11 protein-coding genes are annotated in these 13,454 nt (G+C 64.7%); 6 read left to right on the top strand and 5 right to left on the bottom strand.

Annotation, left to right across the window (positions count from 1 at the left end; translation table 11 throughout):
* Nucleotides 1-41: 41 nt before the first annotated feature.
* Nucleotides 42-719: a queuosine precursor transporter gene (locus NTCA1_RS16475; protein WP_086493553.1), complete on the bottom strand. Its 678-nt coding sequence runs from the start codon at nucleotides 717-719 to the stop codon at nucleotides 42-44.
* Nucleotides 720-822: 103 nt separating this feature from the next.
* Here NTCA1_RS16475 and NTCA1_RS16470 point away from each other — a divergent pair, with 103 nt between their 5' ends.
* The 3 genes from NTCA1_RS16470 (at nucleotide 823) to NTCA1_RS16460 (ending at nucleotide 4,333) form a co-directional block, all read left to right on the top strand.
* Nucleotides 823-2,163 carry a NupC/NupG family nucleoside CNT transporter gene (locus NTCA1_RS16470; protein ID WP_133084796.1) on the top strand — a complete coding sequence of 447 codons (1,341 nt, stop codon included), beginning with the start codon at nucleotides 823-825 and terminating at the stop codon, nucleotides 2,161-2,163.
* A gap of 236 nt (nucleotides 2,164-2,399) precedes the next feature.
* A complete protein-coding gene (gene tldD / locus NTCA1_RS16465) occupies nucleotides 2,400-3,818 on the top strand; it encodes a metalloprotease TldD (RefSeq protein ID WP_133084797.1) in 1,419 nt (472 codons plus the stop codon).
* A gap of 104 nt (nucleotides 3,819-3,922) precedes the next feature.
* Nucleotides 3,923-4,333: a hypothetical protein gene (locus tag NTCA1_RS16460; protein ID WP_374705194.1), complete on the top strand. Its 411-nt coding sequence runs from the start codon at nucleotides 3,923-3,925 to the stop codon at nucleotides 4,331-4,333.
* An 80-nt stretch (nucleotides 4,334-4,413) separates the two neighbouring features.
* Here the strand turns inward: NTCA1_RS16460 and NTCA1_RS16455 are convergent, their stop codons facing one another.
* Entirely contained in the window at nucleotides 4,414-4,860 is a 447-nt protein-coding gene (locus NTCA1_RS16455; RefSeq protein WP_236549382.1) for a GNAT family acetyltransferase, read from the bottom strand.
* A 68-nt stretch (nucleotides 4,861-4,928) separates the two neighbouring features.
* On the opposite strand from NTCA1_RS16455, the gene NTCA1_RS16450 reads away from it, so the two are divergent.
* Nucleotides 4,929-5,432, top strand: a complete 504-nt coding sequence (locus tag NTCA1_RS16450; protein WP_133084798.1) for a methylated-DNA--[protein]-cysteine S-methyltransferase — start codon at nucleotides 4,929-4,931, stop codon at nucleotides 5,430-5,432.
* A 76-nt stretch (nucleotides 5,433-5,508) separates the two neighbouring features.
* On the opposite strand, the gene guaA is transcribed toward NTCA1_RS16450, so the two are convergent.
* Nucleotides 5,509-7,089: a glutamine-hydrolyzing GMP synthase gene (gene guaA, locus NTCA1_RS16445; protein WP_133084799.1), complete on the bottom strand. Its 1,581-nt coding sequence runs from the start codon at nucleotides 7,087-7,089 to the stop codon at nucleotides 5,509-5,511.
* 527 nt (nucleotides 7,090-7,616) lie between these two features.
* On the opposite strand from guaA, the gene gyrB reads away from it, so the two are divergent.
* Together gyrB and NTCA1_RS16435 are read left to right on the top strand one after the other, a co-directional pair.
* Nucleotides 7,617-10,172 carry a DNA topoisomerase (ATP-hydrolyzing) subunit B gene (gene gyrB / locus NTCA1_RS16440; protein ID WP_133084800.1) on the top strand — a complete coding sequence of 852 codons (2,556 nt, stop codon included), beginning with the start codon at nucleotides 7,617-7,619 and terminating at the stop codon, nucleotides 10,170-10,172.
* Nucleotides 10,173-10,270: 98 nt separating this feature from the next.
* Entirely contained in the window at nucleotides 10,271-10,870 is a 600-nt protein-coding gene (locus tag NTCA1_RS16435) for a lysozyme (protein ID WP_133084801.1), read from the top strand.
* Between the two features lie 16 nt (nucleotides 10,871-10,886).
* Here the strand turns inward: NTCA1_RS16435 and NTCA1_RS16430 are convergent, their stop codons facing one another.
* Nucleotides 10,887-11,726 carry an arginyltransferase gene (locus NTCA1_RS16430; protein ID WP_133084802.1) on the bottom strand — a complete coding sequence of 280 codons (840 nt, stop codon included), beginning with the start codon at nucleotides 11,724-11,726 and terminating at the stop codon, nucleotides 10,887-10,889.
* A gap of 350 nt (nucleotides 11,727-12,076) precedes the next feature.
* Nucleotides 12,077-13,330 (bottom strand): threonine ammonia-lyase, encoded by a 1,254-nt coding sequence (locus NTCA1_RS16425; RefSeq protein ID WP_086493052.1) that lies wholly within the window; start codon nucleotides 13,328-13,330, stop codon nucleotides 12,077-12,079.
* Nucleotides 13,331-13,454: the final 124 nt, after the last annotated feature.

Below are 13,454 nucleotides of genomic sequence, written 5' to 3'. Positions count from 1 at the left end.
TATTTCGCTGCCTGATCCCACGGGCCGCCCCCGCGAGCCGGTCACTCCCCGTCCAGCTTGCGCCCGAGCTTCACGAAGAGCCAGATGAACGGCGGCACCATGATCGTCGAAAGCACCAGCTTGGCGATGATCTGGCCGCCCATGATGTCCCAGATCGGCAGCACGCCCGCGAAGGAGATCGTGATAAAGATCAGCGTGTCGACCACTTGCGACAGCAGGCTGGCGATCCAGGCCCGCAGCATCAGCATCCGGCCCTCGCGCCCCGCGGAAAGCCGGGAGAAGACAGTGACGTTGAGCGTCTGCGACACCCCGTAGGACACCAGCCCGGCGAACTGCATGCGCGCGCCCTGGCCCAGCAGGCGGGCATAGGCTTCCTGGTCGTCCCAGAACGGGGCAGGCGGAACCACGTGGATGACCAGGGTCAGCAAGGTCATCGACACGATCAGCGGGATGAAACCGAACCGCACGAGGCGATTGGCGACCGCGGTGCCATGCAGCTCGGCCACCGCGCTCGACAGCACGACAAGCAGCAGAAACGCGAAGATTCCCGATTCTACCGCAAGGTCGCCCAGCACCGGCCACTGGCCCAGATAGGCGATCTTGATGCCCAGCACGCCCGCCAGAACGACCAGCCCGCCGTAGAGCGTGGAGAAGACGAACATAGAGCGGGGAATGAGAATCGCGCGTGACTGCGCGCTTGCCGGGGCTTGCGGTTCCATGGCGATGCTCTAACGGGCTTGGAACAATTGCACTAGCCGTCACGAATGCGCCCCTTTAGGTTTGCGCACAGATTCAGCACGTATTTTCGGAGAATTGGGGACGATGCACGTCGCCTACAGTCTGCTCGGCATCGTTCTCATCATGGTCGCCGCCTTCCTGCTCTCCACCGATCGCCGGGCCATCCGCCTGCGCGTGGTGGGTGCCGCCTTCGCCCTTCAGGCGGGTCTTGCTGCCCTGGTGCTCTACGTACCGCTCGGCAAGGACCTGCTCGGCGGCGCGGCCTCCGGCGTGGAAAGCCTGCTCGGCTATGCCCATGCGGGCGTGGACTTCCTGTTCGGCCCGCTCGCCAGCCCCGAGATCGGCGGACACAGCTTCGCCATCTCCGCCCTGCCGGTGATCATCTTCTTCGCCTCGCTGATCTCGATTCTCTATTACCTCAGGATCATGCCGCTGGTGGTTCGCTGGATCGGCGGCGGGCTGGAGAAGCTGACCGGCATCAGCAAGGTCGAAAGCCTCTGCGCCGCCTCGAACATCTTCGTCGGCCAGAGCGAGGCCCCGCTGGTGATTCGGCCCTACCTCGCCAACCTCAATCCTTCGCAGCTGTTCTGCGTGATGAGCGTGGGCCTTGCGGGCGTGGCAGGCACGATCCTGGCCGCCTATGCCTCGATGGGTATCCGCATCGACTATCTGGTCGCCGCCGCGTTCATGTCGGCACCGGGCGGCATCTTCATGGCGAAGATGATCATGCCCGACCCGCGCCCCATCCCCGTCAAGGACGTCTCCGCGGACGAGCCTGACGTCCATGAAAGCACCCTGCCCCCCGCAGGCGCCGCCGCCGCCGCGCTCAACCGCGCCGACGTGACCCACCTGCCCGGCGTCCACATCGACGAGCCGGAAGCGGTGGAGCACGAGGAAGAAAAGCCCGCCAACATCATCATGGCCGCCTCGCAAGGCGCACAGACCGGCGTGAAGCTGGCCGTCGCGGTCGGCGCCATGGTGCTGGCCTTCGTCGCCCTGATCGCGCTGGCCAACGGCCTCGTCGGCTGGGTCGGCAGCCTGTTCGGCTTCAGCGGCGTGACCTTCCAGGGCCTGCTCGGCTACATCTTCGCCCCGGTCTTCTACCTGCTGGCCACGCCGGACTGGCACGAGGCGATGCAGGCGGGGAGCCTGTTCGGCAGCAAGATCGTTCTCAACGAGTTCGTCGCCTTCATCGACCTCGGCCAAATGACCGCGCTGTCCCCGCGCACCGTCGCCGTCGTCACCTTTGCGCTCTGCGGCTTCGCCAACTTCTCCTCCATCGCCATCCAGATGGCCGTGACCGGCAGCCTCGCCCCCAACCAGCGCCCGATCATCGCCCGCCTCGGCGTCCGCGCGCTCTGCGCGGGCAGCCTGTCGAACCTGATGAGCGCCGCGCTGGCAGGCCTGTTCCTCGGGCTGGCCTGAGTTTTTGTCCGGGCTCACGCCCGGAAGCGGCACCGGCGGAGTCTTCGTTTGGTACGCCTTCGACATCCGTCGAAGGCTTGCGGCACCGGCCCACGCCCCCACCCGACCTCCCATTCAGTGTATCCTAGATGGGAGGTCGGGTGGGGGCGCCTGAAAGACTTAGGGGCCGGTGCCGCTTCCGGGCGAGAGCCCGGATAAAAATTGCCTCTCGCCCCGCGCGGCCTATATCGGGGGGCATGACCATCACCGATCCGCGCTCGCTCCTCTACCGCCAGCTTTCGCCCGAGGACGCCCAGGCGCTCGCCGCCGAGACCTTGCGCAATTGCGAGGACGGCGAACTCTACATGCAGTTCATGGCTACCGAGGCCTTCGGCTTCGATGACGGTCGCCTGAAGACCGCCGACTATTCGCGCGATGCCGGTTTCGGCCTGCGCGGCGTCACCGGCGAGATGACCGGCTTCGCCCATGCCAACGAGATTTCCCCCGCCGCCATCCGCCGCGCGGGCGAGACGCTGCAACTGCTCGACCCGGCAGGCCCGATGCGCGCCGCTGCGCCGCAGAAGAGCAACCGTCACCTCTATACCCACGTCTCCCCGCTCGACCTCGTGCCCTTCGAGGAAAAGGTGAAGCTGCTGGAGACGATCGACGCCGCCGCCCGCGCCCGCGACCCGCGCGTCTCGCAAGTCAGCGCCAGCCTGACCGGCCAATGGTCGGTGATCGAGATCGTCCGCCCCGACGGCTTCATCGCCACCGACGTGCGCCCGCTGGTGCGCCTCAGCGTCTCGATCGTCGCGGAAAGCAACGGCCGCCGCGAAACCGGCTCGTTCGGCATGGGGGGGCGCCATCTCTACGATTCGCTGTTCGACCCCGCGAACTGGAACCGCGCGATCGATACCGCGCTGAACCAGGCGCTCGTCAATCTGGAGAGCGTGGACGCACCCGCAGGCGAAATGACCGTCCTGCTTGCCCCCGGTTGGCCCGGCGTGATCCTGCACGAAGCGGTCGGCCATGGCCTTGAGGGCGATTTCAACCGCAAGGGCACGTCCGCCTTCGCGGGCCGCATCGGCGAGCGCGTCGCCGCTCCCGGCGTCACCATAGTCGACGACGGCTCGATCGCGGATCGCCGCGGATCGCTTTCGATCGACGACGAGGGTACGCCCACGCAGGAAACCGTGCTGATCGAGGACGGCATCCTCAAGGGCTATATGCAGGACCGCATGAACGCCCGCCTGATGGGCGTCGATCCCACCGGCAACGGCCGCCGCGAGAACTATGCCCACGCCCCGCAGGTCCGCATGACCAACACGTTCATGAAGGCCGGAAACGACGATCCCGCCGAACTGCTCTCACGCATGAAGAACGGCATCTTCGTGAAATCGATGGGCGGCGGCCAGGTGGACATCGTCTCGGGCAAGTTCGTGTTCTCGTGCAACGAGGCCTACAAGGTCGAGAACGGCAAGCTCGGCGCCCCGATCAAGGGCGCGACGCTGATCGGCGACGGCCCCTCGGTGCTGACACGCGTGACGGGGATCGGCAATGACCTCGAACTCGACCGCGGCGTCGGCGTCTGCGGCAAGGGCGGCCAGAGCGTACCTGCGGGCGTCGGCCAGCCGACCCTGCTGATTGAAGGCATCACCGTCGGCGGCACGGCTTGAGTTATTGACCTCACGGCCGCTCAACACCCCGAATAATTTCAGCCCATGTTCAGACGAAACGTGGCATAGAAGCGATCTAGGGTTGGGAAAGTGAGGTAAAGACCATGTCACTGAAGCATGTCGTCGGCGCCACGCTGATCGCGGCCAGCCTGCTCGCCGCGCCCACCGTGTCCGCCAAGCAGAAGCTGACCGGCGAACAGCAACTCGCCAAGATCCTCGATGGCCGCGTGGCCGGCAAACCGGTGAGCTGCATCCCGCTCAACCAGTCGCAGAACACGCAGATCATCGACAAGACGGCGATCGTCTACCGTGTGGGCGGCACTTACTATGTGAACCGCCCGAACAACGCGGAAAATCTCGATTCGGACAATATCCTGGTGACGAAGCTCTATTCGAGCCAGCTCTGCCGCCTCGATACGATCCAGCTGCGCGACCGGACGATGCCCAGCATGTGGAACGGATTCGTCTCGCTGCAGGACTTCGTTCCCTACACCAAGCCCAAGACCGCAAAGTAACGATCCGCGAAGTAACAGTCGCGAGAAAACGGGCGAAAAATGGCCGGACCGCGAGGTTCGGCCATTTCTTCGCCGCTCGCTCAGGGCGCTTGCAGGCGCCGCCCAAAGGTGACAACGTCCTGCTTCTCGTAGCCCAGCGCCGCATAGAACCCGATCGCAGCTTCGTTCTCCAGACGCACCATCAGTTGGGCCTTGGGACATCCACGCGCAGTGAGCCATTCCTCGCAGGCGCGCATCAGCTTTCGCGCGATGCCGGTCCGCCTGTACGGCTCATCCACGGCCAGATAATAGATCCAGCCGCGATGCCCGTCGAAACCGACCATGACCGTGCCGACGGCGAGGTCTCGCTCGCGCGCGACCAGTACCCTGCTGCCCTCATGACCGAGCGCCAAGTCGAAATCCGCGTCAGGGTCGTTCCAGGGCCGCGTCAGTCCGGCCCGCCGCCACAAGGCGATCACTACGTCCCGGTCGGGCGCCTGCGCTTCGGCGATGTGCAATGCCTCGTGCTCCTGCAAAGGGCGCGACACGCTTCCCCCCTGTACCTGCCCCCCAGTACCTGCAATAGCCGCGCCGTCGCAAGCAAAGGACACCGCACATGGCCCTGGCCCGCAGCACGCTGCCCTCACCGGTGGGAGAACTGACGCTGATCGCCAGCGACACGGGCCTCGTCGCCGTGCTCTGGGAAAACGACGACCCCGCCCGCGTCAGAACCCACGTCAGGCTCGAGGAAACCCGCGACGACCCGGACCACCCGATTCTCGCCATGGCCGGGATTCAGCTTGATGAGTACTTCGCCGGAACACGCCGGATCTTCGACCTTCCCCTCGATTTCAGAGGCACCGATTTCCAGAAAAGCGTGTGGTCGCAGCTCCTGACCATCCCCTTCGGCGAGACCCGCACCTATCGTGACATCGCCCTCGCCCTCGGCCATCCCACCGCCAGCCGCGCAGTCGGCGCCGCGAACGGCCGCAACCCCATCTCGATCATCGCGCCCTGCCACCGCGTCGTCGGCAGCAGCGGCGCGCTCACCGGCTTTGCCGGAGGGCTGGAGACCAAGGCCTTCCTGCTCAGGCTCGAAGGACCCGACCTCCTGCTGTAATCCCGCCTCCCGAACGCAAAAAGGGCCGACTTCGCAAAGGAAGCCGGCCCTTTCTCTATTCATATCCGCAAGCGGATCATTCCCACTCGATCGTGCCGGGCGGCTTCGAGGTGTAGTCGTAGACCACGCGGTTGATGCCCTTGACCTCGTTGATGATACGGGTTGCGACGCGGCTGAGGAAAGCGGCGTCGAAGGGGTAGATGTCGGCGGTCATGCCGTCGGTCGAGGTTACGGCGCGCAGGGCGCAGACGCTGTCGTATGTGCGGCCATCGCCCATCACGCCTACGGTCTTGACCGGCAGCAGCACCGCGAAGGCCTGCCAGATCGCGTCGTAGAGACCCGCGTTGCGGATTTCCTCGAGGTAGATCGCATCGGCCTTGCGCAGGATGTCGCAGCGTTCGCGCGTCACTTCGCCGGGGATGCGGATGGCCAGGCCCGGTCCGGGGAACGGGTGGCGACCGACGAAGACCTCGGGCAGGCCGAGTTCGCGGCCGAGCACGCGGACTTCGTCCTTGAACAGTTCGCGCAGCGGCTCGACGAGCTTCATGTTCATGCGCTCGGGCAGGCCGCCGACGTTGTGGTGGCTCTTGATCGTCACCGAAGGACCGCCGGTGAACGAAACCGATTCGATCACGTCGGGATAGAGCGTGCCCTGGGCCAGGAACTCGGCGCCGCCGATCTTCTTCGCCTCGTCCTCGAAGACGTCGATGAAGGTCTTGCCGATGAACTTGCGCTTGGCTTCGGGGTCGGTGACGCCTTCAAGACCCTTGAGGAACAGCGTCGAGGCATCGACGTGGACCAGCGGGATATTGTAATGGCCGCGGAACAGGCTGACGACCTGCTCGGCCTCGCCCATGCGCAGGATGCCGCCGTCGACGAAGACGCAGGTGAGCTGGTCGCCGATCGCCTCGTGGATGAGCAGTGCCGCCACCGCCGAATCGACGCCGCCCGAAAGGCCGCAGATCACGCGCTTGTTGCCGACTTGCGCGCGGATCTCGTCGATCTTGGTCTTGCGGAACTCGGCCATGGTCCAGTCGCCGGCAAGGCCGCAGACGTGGCGGACGAAGTTCTTCAGCAGCTTGCCGCCGTCGGGCGTATGCACGACTTCGGGGTGGAACTGCATCGCGTAGATGCGCTTCTCGTCATTGGCGATCACGGCGAAAGGCGCGCCTTCGCTGGATGCGACCGGGCGGAAGCCGGGAGCAAGGCTGGTCACCTTGTCGCCGTGGCTCATCCAGACCTGGTGCTTTTCGCCCTTGGCCCAAAGACCGTCGAACAGTGCGCAATCGTCACCAATTTCGATGAAGGCGCGGCCGAATTCACCCGAATCGCCCGAGAGCACTTCGCCGCCCAGCTGATGCATCAGCGACTGCTGGCCATAGCAGATGCCGAGCATCGGCAAGCCGCTCTCCAGGATTTCCGCGGGGATGCGCGGGCCGTTCTCGTCCAGCACCGATGCGGGCGAGCCCGAAAGGATCACGCCGGCCGGTTTCATGCGGGCGAAGGCTTCCTTCGCGGCGTTGAACGGGGCGATTTCGGAATAGACGCCGGCTTCGCGCACACGGCGGGCGATGAGCTGCGTCACCTGACTGCCGAAGTCGACGATCAGGATGGAATCGGACGGCTGCGTAGTCTGGCCAGGAGTCTGATTAGTCATGGGCGGCCACTATAGCGGGACAGGGCAGGTGTCCAGTATCCGCAACCACGCCCGGCCCATTTCCCAAGCTTCTCCGAAAAGCCGGAATGCAGTTGCGAAACTTGCATGAAATATTGTTGCTTTTGACGTTGCGAAAATTCCAAAGCATCCTATCTCGCACTTGCAGCATGAGCGACGAAAAGAGCCATGCATGCGATAAAATAAAACAAGAATGTTTGCAGGAGCATTTCAATGACCATCGTCGAAAAGACGTTCGGTTTTGCCGCAGCGCTGGGTGTGAGCGCTCTGGCATTTGCCGTGACGCTCATCTGAGCCACGGCATTCCGACTAGACATGAAGGGCGGCCCTAGTGGCCGCCTTTTTTGTTGCCTGTTTCATAGTCGGACCTTGAGGTTCACCATGCGCTACACGCAACTGGACGCGCCCAGACGGCGGAGCGGCGCAAGAGGCTCCGTCTCTTGTGGAAAAGCACCGCAGCGGGGCCGCTTTTGCTTGGGTTTGCGGCCGTCAAACCCTATATGCTCGCCATGGCAAGCACCGAAGACAGCACCGTCGGCAACGGCTCCTCCGACAACGGCAAGAACCAGAACAGCTACGGCGCGGATTCGATCAAGGTCCTCAAGGGCCTCGATGCGGTCCGCAAGCGCCCCGGCATGTACATCGGCGATACCGATGACGGTTCGGGCCTGCACCACATGGTCTTCGAAGTCTCCGACAATGCCATCGACGAGGCACTGGCAGGTCACTGCGACCTCGTGCTGATCGAACTCAACGCCGACGGCTCCGTCTCGGTGGAAGACAACGGCCGCGGCATTCCCACCGGCATCCATGCCGAGGAAGGCGTTTCCGCCGCCGAAGTGATCATGACCCAACTCCACGCGGGCGGAAAGTTCGAGAACACCTCGGACGACAATGCCTACAAGGTCTCGGGCGGCCTGCACGGCGTGGGCGTCTCCGTGGTCAACGCCCTGTCCGAATGGCTGGAACTCACGATCTGGCGCGAGGGCAAGGAACACTGGATGAAGTTCGCCCATGGCGATGCCGTGGCCCCGCTGGAAGTGCGCGGCCCCGCCCCCAAGGCGAGCGAGAACCCGGACGACAACGGCTTCAAGAAGGGCACCCGCGTGACCTTCCTGGCCTCCACCGATACCTTCAAGAACGTCACCGAGTTCGATTTCGACAAGCTGGAACACCGCTACCGCGAACTCGCGTTCCTCAACTCGGGCGTGCGCATCAAGCTGCGCGACAATCGCCACGAGGAACCCGTCGAGCACGACCTCTATTACGAGGGCGGCATCGGCGCTTTCGTGAAGTATCTCGACCGCAACAAGCAGGCGCTCATGCCCGAACCGATCGCGATCGGCGCGGACAAGGACGGCATCGGCATGGAAGTCGCTCTGGAATGGAACGATTCCTATTACGAGAACGTGCTCTGCTTCACCAACAACATCCCGCAGCGTGACGGCGGCACCCACCTCGCCGCCTTCCGCGCCGCGCTGACCCGTACGCTCAATGGCTATGCCGAGCGTTCGGGCCTGCTCAAGAAGGAAAAGGTCTCGCTTTCGGGCGAGGACATGCGCGAAGGCCTGACCGCGATCGTCTCGGTCAAGCTGCCCGATCCCAAGTTCTCGTCGCAGACCAAGGACAAGCTGGTCTCCTCGGAAGTGCGCCAGCCGCTCGAATCGCTGATGGCCGACAAGATGAGCGAATGGCTGGAGGAAAACCCCGGCCACGCCAAGACCATCATCCAGAAGGTGGTCGATGCCGCCGCGGCGCGCGAAGCCGCCAAGCGCGCCCGCGAACTCACCCGCCGCAAGGGCGCGATGGACATCGCCTCGCTGCCGGGCAAGCTGGCCGACTGCCAGGAACGCGACCCCAGCAAGTGCGAACTGTTCCTGGTCGAGGGCGATTCGGCAGGCGGCTCCGCCAAGCAGGGCCGCGACCGCAAAACCCAGGCGATCCTGCCGCTCAAGGGCAAGATCCTCAATGTCGAGCGCGCGCGGTTCGACCGCATCATTTCCTCGAAGGAAGTCGGCACGCTGATCCAGGCCATGGGCACGGGCATTCGCGACGATTTCAACCTGGAAAAGCTGCGCTACCACAAGATCGTCATCATGACCGACGCCGACGTCGACGGCGCGCATATCCGCACGCTGCTGCTGACGTTCTTCCATCGCCAGATGCCGGACATCATCCGCGCCGGGCACCTCTTCATCGCCCAGCCGCCGCTCTACAAGGTCGCCAAGGGCCGCAGCGAAGTCTACCTCAAGGACAATGCCGCGCTCGACCGCTATCTGGTCGAAGCCGGGCTTTCCGGCCGCGTGCTCGAAACCTCCGGCGGGGCGCGCACGGGCGCGGACCTCGAAGGCCTGGTCGAACATGCCATCCGCCTGCGCAACCTGATGGCCTTCGTGCCGCGCCGCTTCGATCCCACCATCATCGAGGCCCTCGCGCTCTCCGGCGCGCTGACCCCGGATCAGTCGCCTGCCGAGCGCATGGCCTCGCTGGAGCGGACCGCCGCCTGGCTCGACCTTGGCGATCCCGAAGCCAAGTGGACCGCCCGGGTCACCGAGGAAGGCAATCTCGAGATCGAGCGCCTCTGGCGCGGCGTGACCGATCACCACAAGATCGAGGCCGGGTTCCTTGCCAGTGCCGAAGCCCGCAAGCTGGCCCGTCTGGCGGCGGAGAATGCCGAAGTCTACGCCGGAGCCGCCCGCCTCGTGCGTGCCGGCACCGAAGTGGTCACCGAAGCCGCTGAAGCCGAGGACGAGAGCGAGACTCCCGCAACCCGTCCGGTCGTCGGCGCCGACGCGATCAGCCGCCCTTCGCAGCTGCTCGACGCCGTCCTGGCAGCAGGCCGCAAGGGCCTCTCGATCCAGCGCTACAAGGGTCTGGGCGAGATGAACGCGGACCAGCTCTGGGAAACCACGCTCGACCCCGAGAACCGCGCCCTGCTCCAGGTGAAGGTCGAGGACGCCGACGTCACCGACGAAATCTTCACCCGCCTGATGGGCGACGTGGTCGAACCGCGCCGCGACTTCATCCAGGAAAACGCGCTGAACGTCGCCAATCTCGACGTCTGATCCGGTCAGGGAAAACGGTTTCGCCAAAAGAAACCGTTTTCCTACAACCCATCTTCCGGCTTACTTGATCGGCCTTGTCCTCAACCAAGGAGAGGCCGATGCTCTATCGCAAGCCCATTTTCGACGAAGTGCGCCTTCTGCTCAGGCGCGGATTTACCTCCGAAGAGGTCGCCGCGCTCGACCGCGCGATCGATCTGGCCCTAAGCGAATCGCCAACCGCCGAGGTTTTGCCCCGACCTGCGCTCGGGGCTGCCGGGCGGGCGCTGATCCACAAATGGGAAGGCTGCGCCAAGAGGCGCGCCGACGGACGGTTCGACGCCTATCCCGATCCCGGCAGCAGGGACGGCACGCCGTGGACGATCGGCTGGGGCTCCACCGGTCCCGACATCGGGCCGGGCACGATCTGGACTCAGGCCCAGTGCGACGCCCGCTTCGACAGCGCCATCGTCCGCTACGTGGAAGAGGTGATCGCGGCGCTCGGCGGCGCCGAGACATCGCCCCGCCAGTTCGATGCCCTGGTATCGTTTCACTACAACACCGGCGCCGTCGCCAAGGCCACATTGACCCGGCTGCACCGCGAAGGCCGCTTTGCCGAGGCCGCCGCGCAGTTCGGGCAATGGATCTACAACGACGGCAAGGTCATGGAAGGACTGAAGAAACGCCGCGCGGAAGAGGCTGCGCTCTACGCTTCGGGCTGATCCCGGGTCTTCTGCGCTATTGGGTGATCGAGGGTACGCCGTCCTTGCGCGCGCCCTCGTTCACTTCATCCCGGCTGCGCGGATTGGCTACGGCGGCGGCGATCAGGCGGTCGTGCTCGGCGGCGGAAATGCGCTCCCACCCGGCCCGGCCAAGCTTTTCCATGGGCCGGAAGCGCACCTTATACTGCATGCGCGGCGCGCCTTCGACCCAGTAGCCGAGATAGACGTAGGCCAGCCCCATTTCGGTGGCGCGGCGGATGTGATCGAGGATGATGTAGGTGCCCAGCCCCTGCCGACCTTCGTGATGCGGATCGTAGAAGCTGTAGATCATCGACAACCCGTCGCACTGGCGGTCGGTCAGGCAGGCGCCGACGAGGCGGCCGGGGGTGACGCCGTCTTCCGAGGGTTCGCGATATTCGATCACGTAGCTGGTGACGGGCGTGTGCTCCACCATGTCGGCGAAGTCCACTTCGTCCATCGACGTCATGCCGCCTTCGGGATGGCGAACGGCGAGATAGCTTTGCAGGAGGTCGAACTGCTCGCTGGTGGACCAGGGACGGCAGACCGTGGCGACCAGATCGCCGTTGCGCTTCAGCAGCCGCTTTTGGGTGGAGGACGGCTGGAATTCCTCGGCAACCACGCGGACCGAGATGCAGGCATTGCAGTCAAGACAGGACGGGCGATAGGCGACCGTCTGGCTGCGACGGAAACCGATGCGCCCCAGCGCATCGTTGAGCGAATCGGCGTGAGGGCCCTTGAGTTCGGTGAAGACCTTCCGCTCGCTACGCCCCGGCAGATAGGGGCACGGAGCCGGGCTGGTCACGAAGAACCGGGGGAAACGAACGGGTGCCGTCACGGAAGAAATCGATCCTCTAACCTGCTGGAACCTTGCGGCGATGGCGACGCAGCTTCCTGTTAGTCCTGAATATGCCAGCCCATGCGCCGGTTGAAAGCGTTTTAACCACGAAACGAGCCCGACCCGTATCAGAATCGGGACCAAGTGGGCGGTGATTCCGCCCGGTTGTCCCGGATTGGTTCTTTCTCGCGGGCGAAGGTTAGCAGAATCCACGCTTACAGTTAACGCCCGAACTTGCACCTCCCCGCCATGACGCCCCATCAGCATGTACCCAGCACGCAAAAAGCGGCGGGAAGTCGATGCTCCCCGCCGCCTTATTGTAGAGGGCTTTCAGGCGATTCGCAGGAAACCTACTCTGTTTCGACCTGCTTCACCTCGTAACCTTCGCGGCGCAGCGCCGCCACGAGGGCGTCGAGCTGGTCCTTATCGCGCGCCTCGCACTCGATCTCGGTGACGAGGCCCTTGGCCGGAAGGTGCGTGAAGATGCGCTGGTGGAAGACCTCGATGATGTTCACGTTGTGCTCGTGGAACACCTTGGCGACCTTGAACAGCGCACCCGCGCGGTCCTGAAGGCCGATCCGCAGGCGGGCAAGGCGCCCCGAGCGGGCGAGATCGCGCAGCAGCACGTTCGCCAGCAGGCGGGTATCGATATTGCCGCCCGACAACACGATGCCGACCTTGCGCCCGGCGAACAGTTCGCGATTCGCCATGACGGCGGCGAGGCCGGTGGCCCCGGCGCCTTCCACCAGGGTCTTCTCGATCTGCAGCAGCAGCGCCAGCGCGCTCTCGATCCCCGATTCGCTGACGAGCAGGAACTCGTCCAGCAAGTCGCGCAGCATCGTGGAAGTGAACTGCCCCGGCGAGAACACGGCGATGCCTTCGGCCAGCGTGTCTCCGCCGATCGGCAGGCTGGTGCCCTTCAGCAGGTTGTACATCGAAGGGTAGAGCTGGGCCTCCACGCCGACGAGGCGGATGTCCGGCCTGATGGCGCGGGCCGCGGTGCCCATCCCCGTTGCAAGACCGCCGCCGCCGATCGGCAGCACCAGCGTGTCGAGATCGGGCACGTCCTCCAGCATTTCCAGCGCGACGGTGCCCTGCCCCGCTGCCACGTGCGGATGATCGAAAGGATGGATGAACGTCAGGCCTAGTTCGGTTTCCAGCTTGCGGGCATGGGCATAGGCCTCGTCGAAGCTCTCGCCTTCCAGCACGACTTTGCCGCCGACGCTTTCGGTCTGCATTACTTTCACGGTCGGCGTGGTGCGCGGCATGACGATCGTCACCGGCACGCCCAGCCGGGTGCCGTGATAGGACAGGCCCTGCGCGTGATTCCCGGCCGAAGCGGCGATCACCCCGCGCGACTTGCGCGCCTCGTCCAGAAGCAGAAGGGCGTTGAGCGCGCCGCGTTCCTTGTAGGCGGCCGTGAACTGGAGGTTTTCGAACTTGAGCCAGATATCCGCGCCGGTGATCGCGCTCAGCGTGGTGGAATGGAGCGTCGGGGTGCGGACGACCTTGCCAATAATCCGCTCTGCCGCCGCGCGAACGTCTTCGGCAGTCAGCGTGGCCTCTTCGGGCTCCGCAGCGATCTTGAGCAATGGCTGTTCCATGATGGCCGCGCCTAGAGGAAAGCGTGCCGAATGGAAAGCCGCGCGTTAGGAAAAATTCCTTCCATCGTTTTACACTGTAATATTGTTGTTCGAAATCACGCAACAAGGCGCCCCGGCTTTCCAG

It is taken from the genome of Novosphingobium sp. TCA1 (assembly GCF_009811895.1).
Classification (GTDB): domain Bacteria; phylum Pseudomonadota; class Alphaproteobacteria; order Sphingomonadales; family Sphingomonadaceae; genus Novosphingobium; species Novosphingobium panipatense_A.
The sequence above is the reverse complement of the archived record's forward strand: the minus strand, read 5'-3'. Positions and strand labels throughout refer to the sequence as shown.